This window comes from Proteus sp. HMSC14B05 (assembly GCF_001808035.1).
GTDB classification, from domain to species: domain Bacteria; phylum Pseudomonadota; class Gammaproteobacteria; order Enterobacterales; family Enterobacteriaceae; genus Proteus; species Proteus mirabilis.
The window spans coordinates 228,880-241,931 of record NZ_KV792000.1 but is presented as its reverse complement, the minus strand read 5'-3'; the positions used below and the strand labels follow the sequence as shown (position 1 = coordinate 241,931).

Below are 13,052 nucleotides of genomic sequence, written 5' to 3'. Positions count from 1 at the left end.
TCGCTATGATTAAGCAATACCTACAAGTCACCAAACCAGGAATTATTTTCGGAAATTTAATTTCTGTGATAGGTGGTTTCCTTCTCGCCTCAAAAGGCGAGATTGACTACCCCCTATTTTTCGCGACTCTACTTGGGGTGTCTCTGGTCGTTGCTTCTGGTTGTGTTTTTAACAACTATATTGACCGTGATATTGACCGTATCATGGAAAGAACGAAGAATCGTCCATTAGTTCAAGGATTAATCGACCCGCAAATTAGCCTTATTTATGCCTCAGTATTAGGTATTGCAGGTGTTGTGCTGCTCTATGTAGCAGCCAACCCACTTGCAATGTTTATCGCTGTATTCGGCTTTATTATTTATGTTGGGGTTTATAGCCTCTATATGAAACGTAAATCTGTTTATGGCACACTGATTGGTAGTTTATCAGGCTCTGCACCACCAGTAATCGGCTACTGTGCTGTTAGCGGTGAATTTGATGCGGGTGCAGCAATTTTATTACTTATCTTTAGTTTGTGGCAAATGCCTCACTCTTATGCCATTGCGATTTTCCGTTTTAAAGACTACCAAGCAGCCAATATCCCCGTATTACCTGTTATTAAAGGGATCTCAGTCGCTAAGCGCCATATTATTCTCTATATTCTGGCCTTTATGGTTGCAACGCTGATGCTGACTTTAGTGGGATATGCAGGGTATAAATACCTGATTGTTGCCTCTGCAGTCAGTATCTGGTGGTTGGGCATGGCATTATCTGGTTATAAAGCAACCAATGATAAAGTGTGGGCAAGAAAATTATTTATATTTTCTATCATTGCCATTACATCATTAAGTGTAATGATGTCTGTTGATCCCACCAGTTCAACAGAAACGGTTCTCGCTTATCTGAGATAATGTAATTTCAATTGCAAAAAATGCTAATGCCAGTCAATCATGACTGGCATTTTTAGTTTAAATATCATATTCAGCCTTATCAGTACAATTTCGTCTTTTTTTGTATCCCATTTATTGATTAACCTCGTGACAAAATACTATTACAATGAGGTATCAGTAATACGAGGTAATCCATGAATGATAATAAAATGACTCCATTAGAGCGCAAAGCGACATGGGGACTAGGAGCTGTTTTCTCTCTTCGCATGCTTGGCATGTTTATGGTACTTCCCGTTTTAACCACCTACGGACTGCAACTACAACATGCGACAGAATCGCTAATTGGATTAGCTATTGGTATTTATGGATTAACTCAAGCAATCTTCCAAATTCCTTTTGGATTTTTCTCAGACAAATTTGGCCGAAAATCAATGATTGTTTTCGGCTTAATTATTTTTATTGTTGGTAGCCTTATTGCTGCTTTAAGTGACAGCATTTATGGCATTATCATCGGGCGAGCATTACAAGGTGCTGGAGCTATATCTGCCGCAGTGATGGCTCTGTTATCTGATCTGACCCGCGAACAAAATAGAACCAAAGCAATGGCCTTTATTGGCATTAGCTTTGGTATTACGTTTGCCTTAGCCCTTGTTTTAGGGCCAATACTCACACATATTTTTGGCTTACAAGGTCTATTTTGGGGCATTGCCCTACTCGCTTTCGGCGGGATTATGATCACCCTCATTACCGTACCGAATAGCGAACATCATATACTTAATCGAGAATCAAGTTTTGTACGAGGAAGTGTCAAAAAAGTTTTATTTGATGCGCAATTATTAAAGCTTAATGTCGGGATTTTTTCACTACACACTTTATTGATGGCCGCTTTTGTCGCACTTCCTTTGATCATGCATAATGCCGGATTAGTTAATGAGAAACATTGGGTTGTCTATCTAGTCACTATGCTGATTGCCTTTATTTCAGTATTACCCTTTATTATCTATGCAGAAAAAAAACGTAAAATGAAACAAGTGTTCTTACTGTGTATCTTTCTGCTGATTATTGCTCAAGCTATTTTTATGATTTCAGGAACCAGCTTGTGGCTAATTATTTTAGGTATTCAGATATTCTTTATTGGTTTTAATATTATGGAGGCACTGCTACCTTCATTAATTAGTAAAGAAGCACCGGCAGGTTATAAAGGCACGGCAATGGGGATTTATTCCACCAGCCAATTTCTAGGTGTAGCATTAGGTGGTATTTTAGGTGGATGGCTCTACCAACATTACGATGCTCAAGCAGTCTTTGCAGGATGTTTATTGATTGGCTTAGTTTGGTTTGCCATTAGCTTAACATTACGTCAACCACCTTATGTTAGTAGCTTACGTATAGAATTGCCGGCACATTTATCAAATGCTCAACAACAACAATTAGAGCAGAAATTTAAGCAACAACCTGGTGTTAATGAAGTGGTAATTATGGCACACGAACAAAGTGCTTATATTAAAGTGGATACCAAGCAGACACCAAGAGCGACATTAGAATCGTTAGTGCTCGGCGTTTAAACCTCATATACCCTGTAAATGCGCTGAATAAACCAAACAGCGCATTTTTTTATACTTTCGTCATTAATCACGAAAATTGGTAAATTGGAAAGGCTGACCTAATTCACCCTCTCTAACTAATTTCATCACAGCTTGCAAATCATCACGTGATTTACCTGTTACTCGTACTTGCTCACCTTGGATCTGTGCTTGTACTTTTAATTTGCTGTCTTTGATCATTTTAACGATTTTTTTCGCTAAAGGAGTATCAATACCTTGTTTTAAGGTCGCTTCTACACTGTATGTTTTTCCGCTGTGAGTCATCTCTTCAGGGATATTTAAAACAGCACCATCAATCCCTCTTTTTGCCATTTTCTCACGCAGAATATCTAATAACTGCTGCACCTGAAATTCAGATACACTAGTTGTTTTTACTGACTCAGTTTTTTCGTTTAATTCAAAACTTGCTTCAACATTACGAAAATCCCAACGAGTAGTCAGTTCACGTTGTGCGTTCTCTACCGCATTGCGCACTTCATGTAAGTCAACTTCAGATACGATATCAAAAGATGGCATTCGTTCTTCCTCAATAAATAAAAACAACCTGAATAATAGCTGTTTTTCACTCAGCAAAAAAGCCATACTCATGTCATTACTCTTGACTTTCCATATAACAAAGCAGAGATAGCTTCAGCAAGTGAAGATAAACGATGTTATAATTTGATATAGCTCTCAATTTGCATTGATAAAATTACCGAACTGTTAATAATATTAGGTTAATGTTAGATGAATAATATGGAGCGCCTGTTTACCATTTAGCAGGAGAAAAATGATGAAAATAACCGTATTAGGATGTGGTTCAATTGGTAAACTTTGGATTGCAGGATTAACGCAACAAGCCCATGAAGTACAAGGATGGTTAAGAATACCTCAACCTGATTTTGACGTTAACGTTGACTCCATTAATGGTATCCCATTTCAACAACGCATTATAGCCAACCAAAAAACATGGCTACAACACAGTGAGTTACTGCTTGTTTGCTTAAAGTCTTGGCAAGTTTCAGACGCGGTTAATGCACTTATCCCTCACCTCTCTGCTGATTGCCCGATTTTACTGATCCATAATGGTATGGGAACACTAGATGAACTCACCCTACCTGAAACACCGACTAAAAGAGCGATATTACAAGGTATAATAACTCATGGTGCTTATCAACAAGATCAAAAAGTGCTCCATACAGCAGAAGGGATCACCCACATTGGCCCACTAAATACAACAGCACGTCAATACGGTTATTTAGCTGAAATTTTACATCAAGCTTTACCGGATGTAGCTTGGCACAATGATATTCATACTATTAGCTGGCTAAAATTAGCCGTAAATTGTGTTATCAACCCTTTAACGGTGTTTTATCAATGTCGCAATGGTGATTTATTAAAATACCCTGAGCATATCCAGAAAGTCTGTGATGAAGTTTATCAGGTAATGGAGCGAGAAGGTGTTATACCTACCTCTAGATCACATTTACATGGTTATATTATCGATACCATAGAGCAAACTGCTAATAATTACTCATCTATGTATCAAGATGTGAAATATCAACGCCATACCGAAATCGATTATATTACAGGCTATCTATTACGTAGGGCATCAGAGCAAGGACTCGTGTTACCCGAAAATAAGCGACTTTTTCAATTTATAAAACAGAAGGAAGGCAATTATGACCATATCCGCACTCATCTGTCTAGCTAATGGTAGTGAAGAAACAGAGGTTGTTACCACCGCTGATTTACTCGTTAGAGCTGGAATTAAGGTCATACTTGCTAGTGCTGAAGATGATGTTGATGACTTAGTGATCACCTGCTCACGAGGGATCAAATTAATTGCTGATGTCCCATTAGTTCGTGTTGTTGATCACCATTATGATGCCATTATTTTACCCGGAGGATTAATAGGTGCAGAAACCTTACGAGATAGTCCTCTTGTGGTTGAAAAAGTACGCCGCATGCACAGTGAAAATAGACTAGTTGCCGCTATTTGCGCAGCTCCTGCGATCATCTTAGAGTCTCATAACCTCTTTCCAATAGGCAATATGACAGGTTTCCCCGGCTTAAAAGATAAAATCGAACCTAAAAAATGGGTTGATTATCGGGTTTACTTTGACGAAAGAGTCAATCTGATTACTAGCCAAGCCCCTGCTACCACTATAGATTTCGCACTTAAAATTATTGAGCGCCTAAAAGGTAAAGCAGTTGCAGCTGATGTCGCTAAACAACTTGTATTACCACCAGGTATTTATAATTATCAAGATGAATTTACTGGGTTTGGGGATAGGTAAATACCATATATAGGATCTCTTACTTAACACCTAATCTTATTAATAAACATATTATTTAATAGTTATAAATCTATTTTTAAGACTTATTTCAATGTTTGTTTCTTGTTTTTGATTTCAAAAAACATACTAACAGGTTAAAATGTAAAATAACTTCTGGAGGATAAGGCATAATGAAAACTCTCCAATATCACAAGAACTTACCCAAACTTGTTACTTTAATTTCTATGGGATTAGCCTCAGTGCCAGCAGAAAGCTTCAAACATAACCAACTATCATTTACACCGGATATCCAATATTCTTTCAGTTCAGCGCAATTTAACCAATTCGTTGCTATCCCTATTGATGAAGCTACTGAAAAAATGAATATTTTAGCCGAATCAATTAATAAACATTTAATTCATTTAAAAGAGAAATGGATAAATCCTCCTCATTATTTTATTAATGAAGATGATTATTATCAAATAAACAAAAGTATAAAACGTTTAGATAATTCTTTAACTGATATCAAAAATATTCTTCTTTCATTACCAAAGAGTGATACACAAAAAAAACAAAGTGTACTCTTATTTGGTCGTTCTTTAGCTCATTATCGGAGTGTATTAACAGAGTTTATTTCATTTATAGAACAAACTCATCAACCATCAAAAACAACTAATAAGAAACCTAATATAATAAGTGCTGATATGCAAAGATTAATACAAACAGAGCATAAAAAGTTAGGTCTAAGTAAACCTAAATTTAATAACCATTAATAAATATGATCGAAATTTCAATACATCCTGATATTGAAAATAAAACTATTGCTAATGAATACGCTAAATTATTAAAACTTTGGAAAGAAAAAAAAGTATTATCTTGTTATTTAGGTGCTGATGGTAAATGGGAAAATAGTGCGAAATTATGTCAATCTCTCATTTCTAAAATACATATTAGAATACCTAATGAACCTAAGTGGCATGAAAATATGCCTCAAATACAAAGAAAATCAAATCATTACTTAGTTTATTGTCAACATTGGCTTTACCCAAATAGATATCAAATTATTGCTATTATGTCACCTAATGCACACGAGTTAGCAAAAACATCATTCCTAGCAGAGTTGGGAAAAAGGGCTGAAGAATTTCAAAATAATTTTTAATAAACACTGCATTTTAATATATCCCCCCAAAATCATATTAGCATCCTAATTATTGGGGGGTATCTCTATTATATTATTAATACGACTTTCATAAAAAATAACTATATTACTTCTTACGATACACTTTTACGTTATTAAAGCCTTGTTCACGTAAATATAGTGCTTGTAAACGACTCATCATACCTCGCTCACAATAGAGCAAATAAGTTTTGCTGTTATCTAAATCACCAAATTGTGTACTTAATTTATAAAATGGTAATTCTTTAACATCTACACCCTCTAATTTTAATGGTGAGTTTTCTTGCTCTTCTGGAGAGCGGATATCCAGTACAACGTCATTCGTTGCAAACTCAGAGACCATTTCAACTTCTGTTACTTGCTGTACCGTCTCTTCAGCAATACGGCGAATATCCATATTCTTAGCATTTTCAACAACACTATCGAGAATAGAAAAATCAAATTTTTCTTCTTCAGCTTCGATTTTGGCTTTAACCGCTTTTACTGTAGGATTCTTGGAGATAACACCACAAAACTCTGGCATAGTACGAGCAAAATCTTCCGTACCAATTTGGCGAGCGATATTAATGATATTTTCTTTATCGTGTGTGATAAGAGGACGCAGAATTAAGGTATCCGTCGCATTATCAATTAAACGTAGATTGGTTAATGTTTGGCTAGAAACCTGCCCTAATGCTTCACCTGTTACAATAGCTTGTACGCCATAACGTTCAGCAACACGAGATGCCGCACGCACCATCATACGTTTCAGAACAACCCCCATCTGGCCATCATCAATTTTCTCTAAAATTTCTGCCACAACGGGTTCAAAATCAACGGCAACAAAATGTACTTTATGAGAGCGTCCAAAGCGGTTCCAAAGATAATGTGCAACTTGTTTAACGCCAATTTCGTGGGCTGAACCACCAAGATTAAAAAAGCAGTAATGAACACGACTACCGCGGCGCATCAACATATAACTTGATACACCAGAATCATAACCACCAGAGATAAGTGATAATACATCTTCTTGTGTACCAATAGGGAAACCACCAATACCTTCATAGCGAGCATTAACTAGGATCAGCTTATCATCTTCAATTTCTAGATTAATGGTCACATCCGGACGAGTTAATTTTACTTTTGCACTTTCAACGTGTTGGTTAAAACCACCACCCACATAACGCTCTACTTCATTAGAAGTAAAACTGTGTTTACCACGGCGTTTAGCTCTTACGCAAAACGTTTTGTTTTCAACTAAATGACCAAAGGCAGCAAAGGTCTGTTCAAAAATATTATGTAAATCGGTATAGCTATGCTCTTCAACTTGTAAAAAGTGATGAATACCTGGGATACGAGTTAGCGCATCACACACCGCTTCGCTTTTACTTTCGTCTTTACTGACAACCACAATGTTGTCCCAGTGGCGAACAACCGTGATATCATCACCTAATGTACTTAATACATTGCGAATATTACTGGTCAGAATTTTGATAAAACGTATACGAACAGATTGGCTTTTGATCGTGATTTCGGGGAATAATTTAATAATAAACTTCATAGTCAATGGTCATAGGTTATTAAGTAGAGACATAAACTACAGTGATATTAATTGACTGGAGTTTATAAAAGTCACAAAGTATATCACCAATATTTAGGCCTCACCCGCAAAAATCGCTGACTGAATAAGAAATTTTCTTCTCAATTGTAGTAAGATGATCACTATTATTCAGCTAACATGCTTTATCATCAAAAATATTATGGCTAAAAAAACGACATCAATTAACCAAGACACCACGCAAACTCCAAGTTTTGAAGCTTCGATGCAAGAACTTGAGCAAATAGTTAACCGCTTAGAATCAGGTGAATTACCTTTAGAAGAGGCCCTTAATGAGTTCGAACATGGTGTTCGTTTAGCTCGTGTGGGACAAAAAACATTACAAGATGCTGAACAACGTGTTCGCATCTTACTCAAAGAGGATGATGACGCTACACCTGATGATTTTATCCAAGAGGCTGAATAATTGAGTAACGCAACTTTAAGTACGGATGCGTTCCGTCAAAAATTACATTCTGCACATCAGCGTGTTGATGAAGCACTCAACCAAGCGCTACAAACGTTGCCTTTTTCTGATATGCCACTCAGCCAAGCAATGCGCTACGGAGCACTCTTGGGGGGGAAACGTTTACGCCCATTTCTTGTTTATGCGGTAGGAGAAATGTTTAACGTACCTGTTGCTAATCTTGATGTGCCAGCAGCCGCTATTGAGTGCATTCATGCATATTCACTGATCCATGACGACTTACCGGCAATGGACAATGATGATTTACGTCGAGGAAAACCCACTTGTCATATTGAGTTTGGCGAAGCCAATGCCATTTTAGCGGGTGATGCATTACAAACCTTGGCCTTTGAAATTTTAGCCAAAAATGCGATGCCTGATGTCGCCATTGCCGATCGCGTAGCCATGATTGCTGAATTAGCCACAGCCAGTGGTTTAGCGGGTATGTGTGGTGGACAGGCACTTGATCTTGATGCCGAAGATAAATCAATTGATCTTGTCGCTCTTGAGAAAATTCATTTACATAAAACAGGTGCGTTAATTCGTGCAGCGGTTCGCCTAGGGGCACTTAGCGCAGGGCAAAAAGGGCACGATGTGTTACCTGCACTGGATAAATATGCCCACTCTATAGGCTTGGCTTTCCAAGTTCAGGATGACATTTTAGATGTTATTGGGAACACTGAAGAGACTGGAAAGCGACAGGGAAGTGATCAAGAAGCTGGAAAAAGTACTTATCCGGCTCTACTTGGTTTAGCACAAGCACAAAAGAAAGCACAGGAATTGTATAACGAAGCATTGGATGCCTTAGCGTTTCTTGAACAATACGAGTACGATACCTCTACGCTAAAACAATTAGCGAATTTTATCGTAGAACGGAAAAACTAATAAAAAATAAAAAGAGCAGCTTACCTGCTCTTTCCCTATTACAAGTCATTAATTAATAGGCATCACATGAGCATTGATATCGAAAAATATCCCACATTGGCGTTGGTTGAAACACCCGAAGATTTACGCCTATTACCAAAAGAGAGTTTACCTAAACTCTGTGATGAGCTAAGGCTATATCTTCTTAACAGTGTCAGCCGCTCAAGTGGTCACTTCGCCTCAGGTTTAGGTGCTATTGAGTTAACGGTTGCGCTTCATTACGTTTATAAAACTCCCTTTGACAATCTGATTTGGGATGTGGGCCATCAGGCTTATCCTCATAAAATATTAACGGGTCGTCGTGATCGCATTGATACTATTCGTCAAAAAAACGGCTTACATCCCTTCCCTTGGCGTGATGAGAGTGAATATGACAAACTCTGTGTTGGTCATTCATCCACCTCTATCAGTGCTGGACTGGGTATGGCTGTTGCTGCAGAGCAAGAAAAACTAGGCAGAAAGACTGTTTGTGTGATTGGTGACGGTGCAATTACGGCAGGAATGGCATTTGAAGCCATGAATCATGCCGGTGATATTAATCCAGATATGCTAGTGGTACTTAACGATAATGAAATGTCGATTTCAGAAAATGTCGGGGCACTAAATAACCACCTTGCACAACTTCTATCTGGCAAACTGTATACCACGCTACGTGAAGGTGGCAAAAAAGTCTTTTCTGGTATTCCCCCAATTAAAGAATTACTGAAAAAGACAGAAGAACATATTAAAGGCATGGTTGTGCCCGGCACCATGTTTGAAGAGTTAGGTTTTAACTATATTGGTCCAGTTGATGGTCACGATGTTATTGCTTTAGTACAAACGCTCACGAATATGCGCGATCTAAAAGGGCCGCAACTTTTACATATTATGACCAAAAAAGGTCGGGGTTACGCTCCCGCAGAGCAAGATCCAATCAGTTGGCATGCGGTACCTAAATTTGATCCAAAGACCGGTACTTTACCTAAAAGCCCGAATGCACGCCCGACGTTTTCAAAAATTTTTGGGGACTGGTTATGTGAAGAAGCCGCCACTGATGAAAAGTTAATGGCAATCACCCCTGCTATGCGTGAAGGCTCTGGTATGGTGCGCTTTTCTAAAGAGTACCCCGCACAATACTTTGATGTCGCAATTGCGGAGCAACACGCCGTCACCTTCGCTGCTGGATTAGCCATTGGTGGTTATAAACCGATCGTGGCTATTTACTCCACCTTCTTACAACGCGCTTATGATCAAGTGATCCACGATGTGGCTATCCAAAAACTCCCGGTACTCTTTGCTATCGATCGTGGTGGCATTGTTGGTGCGGATGGTCAGACCCACCAAGGAGCTTTTGATCTCTCTTTCTTACGCTGTATCCCTAATATGATTATTATGGCACCTAGCGATGAAAATGAGTGTCGCCAAATGTTGCACACAGGTTACCATTATCAAGAAGGGCCTGTCGCTGTACGTTATCCTAGAGGATCAGGGGTTGGTGCGCTATTACAACCGCTGAGCGAACTTCCTATAGGAAAAGGTATTATTCGTCGCCAAGGTAAAAGTATTGCAATTTTAAACTTCGGAACCTTATTACCCGAAGCCTTAGATGTTGCAGAAAAACTGGATGCAACAGTTGCAGACATGCGCTTTATCAAACCACTAGATAAAGAACTGATCCTTTCTCTTGCCAAACAACACGACATACTGGTCACCTTAGAAGAAAATGCCATTATGGGTGGCGCAGGTAGCGGCGTTAACGAGTTATTAATGCAAGAGCGTTGTTTAGTGCCCGTACTCAATTTAGGGTTACCTGATCTTTTTGTGCCACAAGGTGGACAAGAAGAGATCAGAGCCGATTTAGGACTTGATGCAACAGGCATTGAAAAATCGATTAAAGCTTATCAGGCTCATTCTTTGAGCTAATATTTCAAAAGTCTCTCTTGCTTGTAAAGCCGGAGAGACTATTGATAAGGTTAATAAATTCTGACTTTATTTTCTTGTAAAAACTGCCCTTATTTCTTTTCTTTTTTAATTATTTTCAAATCTTGTTAAAGATCACTTTTTAATGAAATTAACTGTAATTTATCAATTTTAAAATTGAATCCATTCAGCGTTAATTGATTCAATCAGTTAGATTTTTCCTTTTTTCTTTCCTTTAACGAAACGTTTCGATCACCTTCACAATATAAATAAATCCAACTTGTTTTCCTATTTTCATTTCCTACTATGTAGAACAGCGAAACGTTTCGCTGAGGAGGCAAAGATGAAAAAAGGTGTATTACTTAATAGTTCAATTTCTAGCGTAATTGCACGTTTAGGACATACTGACAAAATAACGATTGCAGATGCTGGATTACCCATACCCTCCTCTGTTGAGCGTATCGATCTTGCTTTAACTCAGGGGATCCCTGACTTTATGTCAGTGTTACAAACGATCACCCATGAAATGCAAGTCGAAGCCGTTATGCTTGCCATAGAAATTAAAAATATAAACCCACTTCTTTTTAGTGAGATAACCCGTTATTTGCATTTATTAGAACAACAACAAAAAAAACCTATCGAGATCATTTATGTCACTCATGAAGAATTTAAAACACAACTTCCAGATAATAAAGCGGTGATAAGAACAGGTGAATGCTCTCCTTATGCCAATATCGTGCTGTTTTCTGGTGTGACTTTCTGAGGCCAATATGGAAGCATTACTTGAATTAAAAAATATTGATAAATCATTTCCAGGCGTAAAAGCATTATCTGGTGCGACGTTACGAATTTATCCTGGCCGAGTGATGGCACTTGTTGGTGAAAATGGCGCAGGTAAATCCACACTAATGAAAGTGCTAACAGGTATCTACCAAAAAGACGCAGGTGAAATTATTTATCAAGGGGAACGTTGCTCTTTTAATGGTCCTAAGTCTTCTCAAGAAGCCGGAATAGGTATTATCCATCAAGAACTCAATCTTATCCCTGAATTAACCATTGCAGAAAATATCTTTTTAGGTCGCGAGTTTACCCGTGCATTTGGTGCCATTGATTGGAAAAAAATGTATGCAGAAGCGGATAAATTACTTGCTCGCTTAAACCTTCCTTATCGCAGTCATCGCTTAGTTTCTGAATTATCCATTGGTGATCAGCAAATGGTTGAAATTGCCAAAGTACTCAGTTTTGGCTCTAAAGTGATTATTATGGATGAACCGACAGATGCATTGACAGACACCGAAACTCGCTCTCTGTTTAGTGTGATAACTGAATTAAGAAATCAAGGTTGTGGCATTGTCTATATCTCACATCGATTAAAAGAAATTTTTGATATTTGTGATGATGTAACTGTGTTGCGCGATGGTCAATTTATTGGCGAAAAGCCCGTTTCTTCATTACAAGAAGAGACACTTATTGAAATGATGGTAGGCCGTAAATTAGAAGATCAATACCCTCGCATCCATATTCCTGCAGGAAAAACTAAACTTAATGTCTCTCACTTAAGTGGTGCAGATATACATGATGTCAGCTTCTCCCTACATGAAAATGAAATTTTAGGTATTTCAGGGTTAATGGGCGCAGGCCGTACTGAATTAATGAAAATGATTTACGGTGCATTGCCAAAAACACAAGGTAGCGTGGCGTTAGAAGGTAAAATTTGTCAGATCAAAAAGCCTGCAGATGCACTTGCCCAAGGTATTGTTTATATCTCTGAAGACAGAAAACGCGATGGTTTAGTGCTAGGTATGTCAGTAAAAGAGAATATGTCACTGACGGCGCTACCTTATTTTAGTCGCACTATGGGGATCTTAAATCATAAAGAAGAGCAATTAACTGTCAGTGACTTTATTAAATTGTTCAACATAAAAACCCCGTCCATTAATCAGATCATTGGTTTTTTATCAGGCGGTAATCAACAAAAAGTCGCTATTGCTCGCGGACTAATGACCCGTCCTAAAGTACTTATTCTTGATGAGCCTACCCGCGGTGTCGATGTGGGGGCGAAAAAAGAGATTTACCAATTAATTAATAAGTTTAAACAAGAGGGATTAAGCATCATTTTGATCTCTTCAGAAATGCCAGAGGTAATGGGAATGAGTGACCGCATTTTAGTTATGCATGAAGGTCGTATCAGCGGTGAGTTTTCTGCCAATAATGTCACACAAGAGATGCTAATGGCGGCGGCTGTTGGTAAACAATATGGTGCTACAGTAGGAGTTTGA

13 protein-coding genes are annotated in these 13,052 nt (G+C 38.1%); 11 read left to right on the top strand and 2 right to left on the bottom strand.

Going from position 1 to position 13,052, the window contains the following annotated elements:
* Window positions 1-5: 5 nt before the first annotated feature.
* Both cyoE and HMPREF3129_RS15105 read left to right on the top strand, forming a co-directional pair.
* Window positions 6-890: a heme o synthase gene (gene cyoE, locus HMPREF3129_RS15110; protein ID WP_004247221.1), complete on the top strand. Its 885-nt coding sequence runs from the start codon at window positions 6-8 to the stop codon at window positions 888-890.
* A gap of 173 nt (window positions 891-1,063) precedes the next feature.
* Complete coding sequence (locus HMPREF3129_RS15105; protein ID WP_036919778.1) at window positions 1,064-2,434, top strand: MFS transporter; 1,371 nt, start codon at window positions 1,064-1,066, stop codon at window positions 2,432-2,434.
* Window positions 2,435-2,497: 63 nt separating this feature from the next.
* On the opposite strand, the gene HMPREF3129_RS15100 is transcribed toward HMPREF3129_RS15105, so the two are convergent.
* Complete coding sequence (locus HMPREF3129_RS15100; protein WP_004245110.1) at window positions 2,498-2,989, bottom strand: YajQ family cyclic di-GMP-binding protein; 492 nt, start codon at window positions 2,987-2,989, stop codon at window positions 2,498-2,500.
* 256 nt (window positions 2,990-3,245) lie between these two features.
* Between HMPREF3129_RS15100 and panE the strand changes: the two genes are divergently transcribed.
* From panE to HMPREF3129_RS15080, 4 genes are all read left to right on the top strand, one after another.
* Window positions 3,246-4,166: a 2-dehydropantoate 2-reductase gene (panE, locus tag HMPREF3129_RS15095; RefSeq protein ID WP_004247218.1), complete on the top strand. Its 921-nt coding sequence runs from the start codon at window positions 3,246-3,248 to the stop codon at window positions 4,164-4,166.
* Window positions 4,135-4,752 carry a protein deglycase YajL gene (gene yajL, locus HMPREF3129_RS15090; protein ID WP_004252560.1) on the top strand — a complete coding sequence of 206 codons (618 nt, stop codon included), beginning with the start codon at window positions 4,135-4,137 and terminating at the stop codon, window positions 4,750-4,752. Before panE ends, yajL begins: the two co-directional genes overlap by 32 nt.
* A gap of 170 nt (window positions 4,753-4,922) precedes the next feature.
* Complete coding sequence (locus HMPREF3129_RS15085; RefSeq protein ID WP_004245114.1) at window positions 4,923-5,504, top strand: hypothetical protein; 582 nt, start codon at window positions 4,923-4,925, stop codon at window positions 5,502-5,504.
* Window positions 5,505-5,509: 5 nt separating this feature from the next.
* Window positions 5,510-5,890: a type II toxin-antitoxin system YafO family toxin gene (locus HMPREF3129_RS15080; RefSeq protein WP_036919776.1), complete on the top strand. Its 381-nt coding sequence runs from the start codon at window positions 5,510-5,512 to the stop codon at window positions 5,888-5,890.
* Between the two features lie 106 nt (window positions 5,891-5,996).
* On the opposite strand, the gene thiI is transcribed toward HMPREF3129_RS15080, so the two are convergent.
* Window positions 5,997-7,448: a tRNA uracil 4-sulfurtransferase ThiI gene (gene thiI, locus HMPREF3129_RS15075; RefSeq protein ID WP_004245118.1), complete on the bottom strand. Its 1,452-nt coding sequence runs from the start codon at window positions 7,446-7,448 to the stop codon at window positions 5,997-5,999.
* Window positions 7,449-7,647: 199 nt separating this feature from the next.
* Between thiI and xseB the strand changes: the two genes are divergently transcribed.
* The 5 genes from xseB (at window position 7,648) to rbsA (ending at window position 13,052) form a co-directional block, all read left to right on the top strand.
* Complete coding sequence (gene xseB, locus HMPREF3129_RS18570; protein WP_004247215.1) at window positions 7,648-7,911, top strand: exodeoxyribonuclease VII small subunit; 264 nt, start codon at window positions 7,648-7,650, stop codon at window positions 7,909-7,911.
* Window positions 7,912-8,835 carry a (2E,6E)-farnesyl diphosphate synthase gene (ispA, locus tag HMPREF3129_RS15065; RefSeq protein WP_036919774.1) on the top strand — a complete coding sequence of 308 codons (924 nt, stop codon included), beginning with the start codon at window positions 7,912-7,914 and terminating at the stop codon, window positions 8,833-8,835.
* 66 nt (window positions 8,836-8,901) lie between these two features.
* Window positions 8,902-10,776 carry a 1-deoxy-D-xylulose-5-phosphate synthase gene (gene dxs, locus HMPREF3129_RS15060; protein WP_036919772.1) on the top strand — a complete coding sequence of 625 codons (1,875 nt, stop codon included), beginning with the start codon at window positions 8,902-8,904 and terminating at the stop codon, window positions 10,774-10,776.
* A 340-nt stretch (window positions 10,777-11,116) separates the two neighbouring features.
* The gene (rbsD, locus tag HMPREF3129_RS15055) at window positions 11,117-11,536 is read left to right on the top strand and encodes a D-ribose pyranase (RefSeq protein ID WP_004245122.1); all 420 of its coding nucleotides are present in this window, start codon (window positions 11,117-11,119) and stop codon (window positions 11,534-11,536) included.
* A gap of 7 nt (window positions 11,537-11,543) precedes the next feature.
* Window positions 11,544-13,052, top strand: coding sequence for a ribose ABC transporter ATP-binding protein RbsA (rbsA, locus tag HMPREF3129_RS15050; protein WP_036908360.1), 1,509 nt, complete (start codon window positions 11,544-11,546; stop codon window positions 13,050-13,052).

What these genes read in the sequence shown, in the direction of transcription:
- dxs (WP_036919772.1), top strand. Translation starts at nt 8,902, where the DNA reads ATGAGCATTGATATCGAAAAATATCCCACATTGGCGTTGGTTGAAACA.
- cyoE (WP_004247221.1), top strand. Translation starts at nt 6, where the DNA reads ATGATTAAGCAATACCTACAAGTCACCAAACCAGGAATTATTTTCGGA.
- yajL (WP_004252560.1), top strand. Translation starts at nt 4,135, where the DNA reads ATGACCATATCCGCACTCATCTGTCTAGCTAATGGTAGTGAAGAAACA.
- HMPREF3129_RS15085 (WP_004245114.1), top strand. Translation starts at nt 4,923, where the DNA reads ATGAAAACTCTCCAATATCACAAGAACTTACCCAAACTTGTTACTTTA.
- thiI (WP_004245118.1), bottom strand. Translation starts at nt 7,448, where the DNA reads ATGAAGTTTATTATTAAATTATTCCCCGAAATCACGATCAAAAGCCAA.
- HMPREF3129_RS15080 (WP_036919776.1), top strand. Translation starts at nt 5,510, where the DNA reads ATGATCGAAATTTCAATACATCCTGATATTGAAAATAAAACTATTGCT.
- xseB (WP_004247215.1), top strand. Translation starts at nt 7,648, where the DNA reads ATGGCTAAAAAAACGACATCAATTAACCAAGACACCACGCAAACTCCA.
- HMPREF3129_RS15105 (WP_036919778.1), top strand. Translation starts at nt 1,064, where the DNA reads ATGAATGATAATAAAATGACTCCATTAGAGCGCAAAGCGACATGGGGA.
- rbsD (WP_004245122.1), top strand. Translation starts at nt 11,117, where the DNA reads ATGAAAAAAGGTGTATTACTTAATAGTTCAATTTCTAGCGTAATTGCA.
- HMPREF3129_RS15100 (WP_004245110.1), bottom strand. Translation starts at nt 2,989, where the DNA reads ATGCCATCTTTTGATATCGTATCTGAAGTTGACTTACATGAAGTGCGC.
- rbsA (WP_036908360.1), top strand. Translation starts at nt 11,544, where the DNA reads ATGGAAGCATTACTTGAATTAAAAAATATTGATAAATCATTTCCAGGC.
- panE (WP_004247218.1), top strand. Translation starts at nt 3,246, where the DNA reads ATGAAAATAACCGTATTAGGATGTGGTTCAATTGGTAAACTTTGGATT.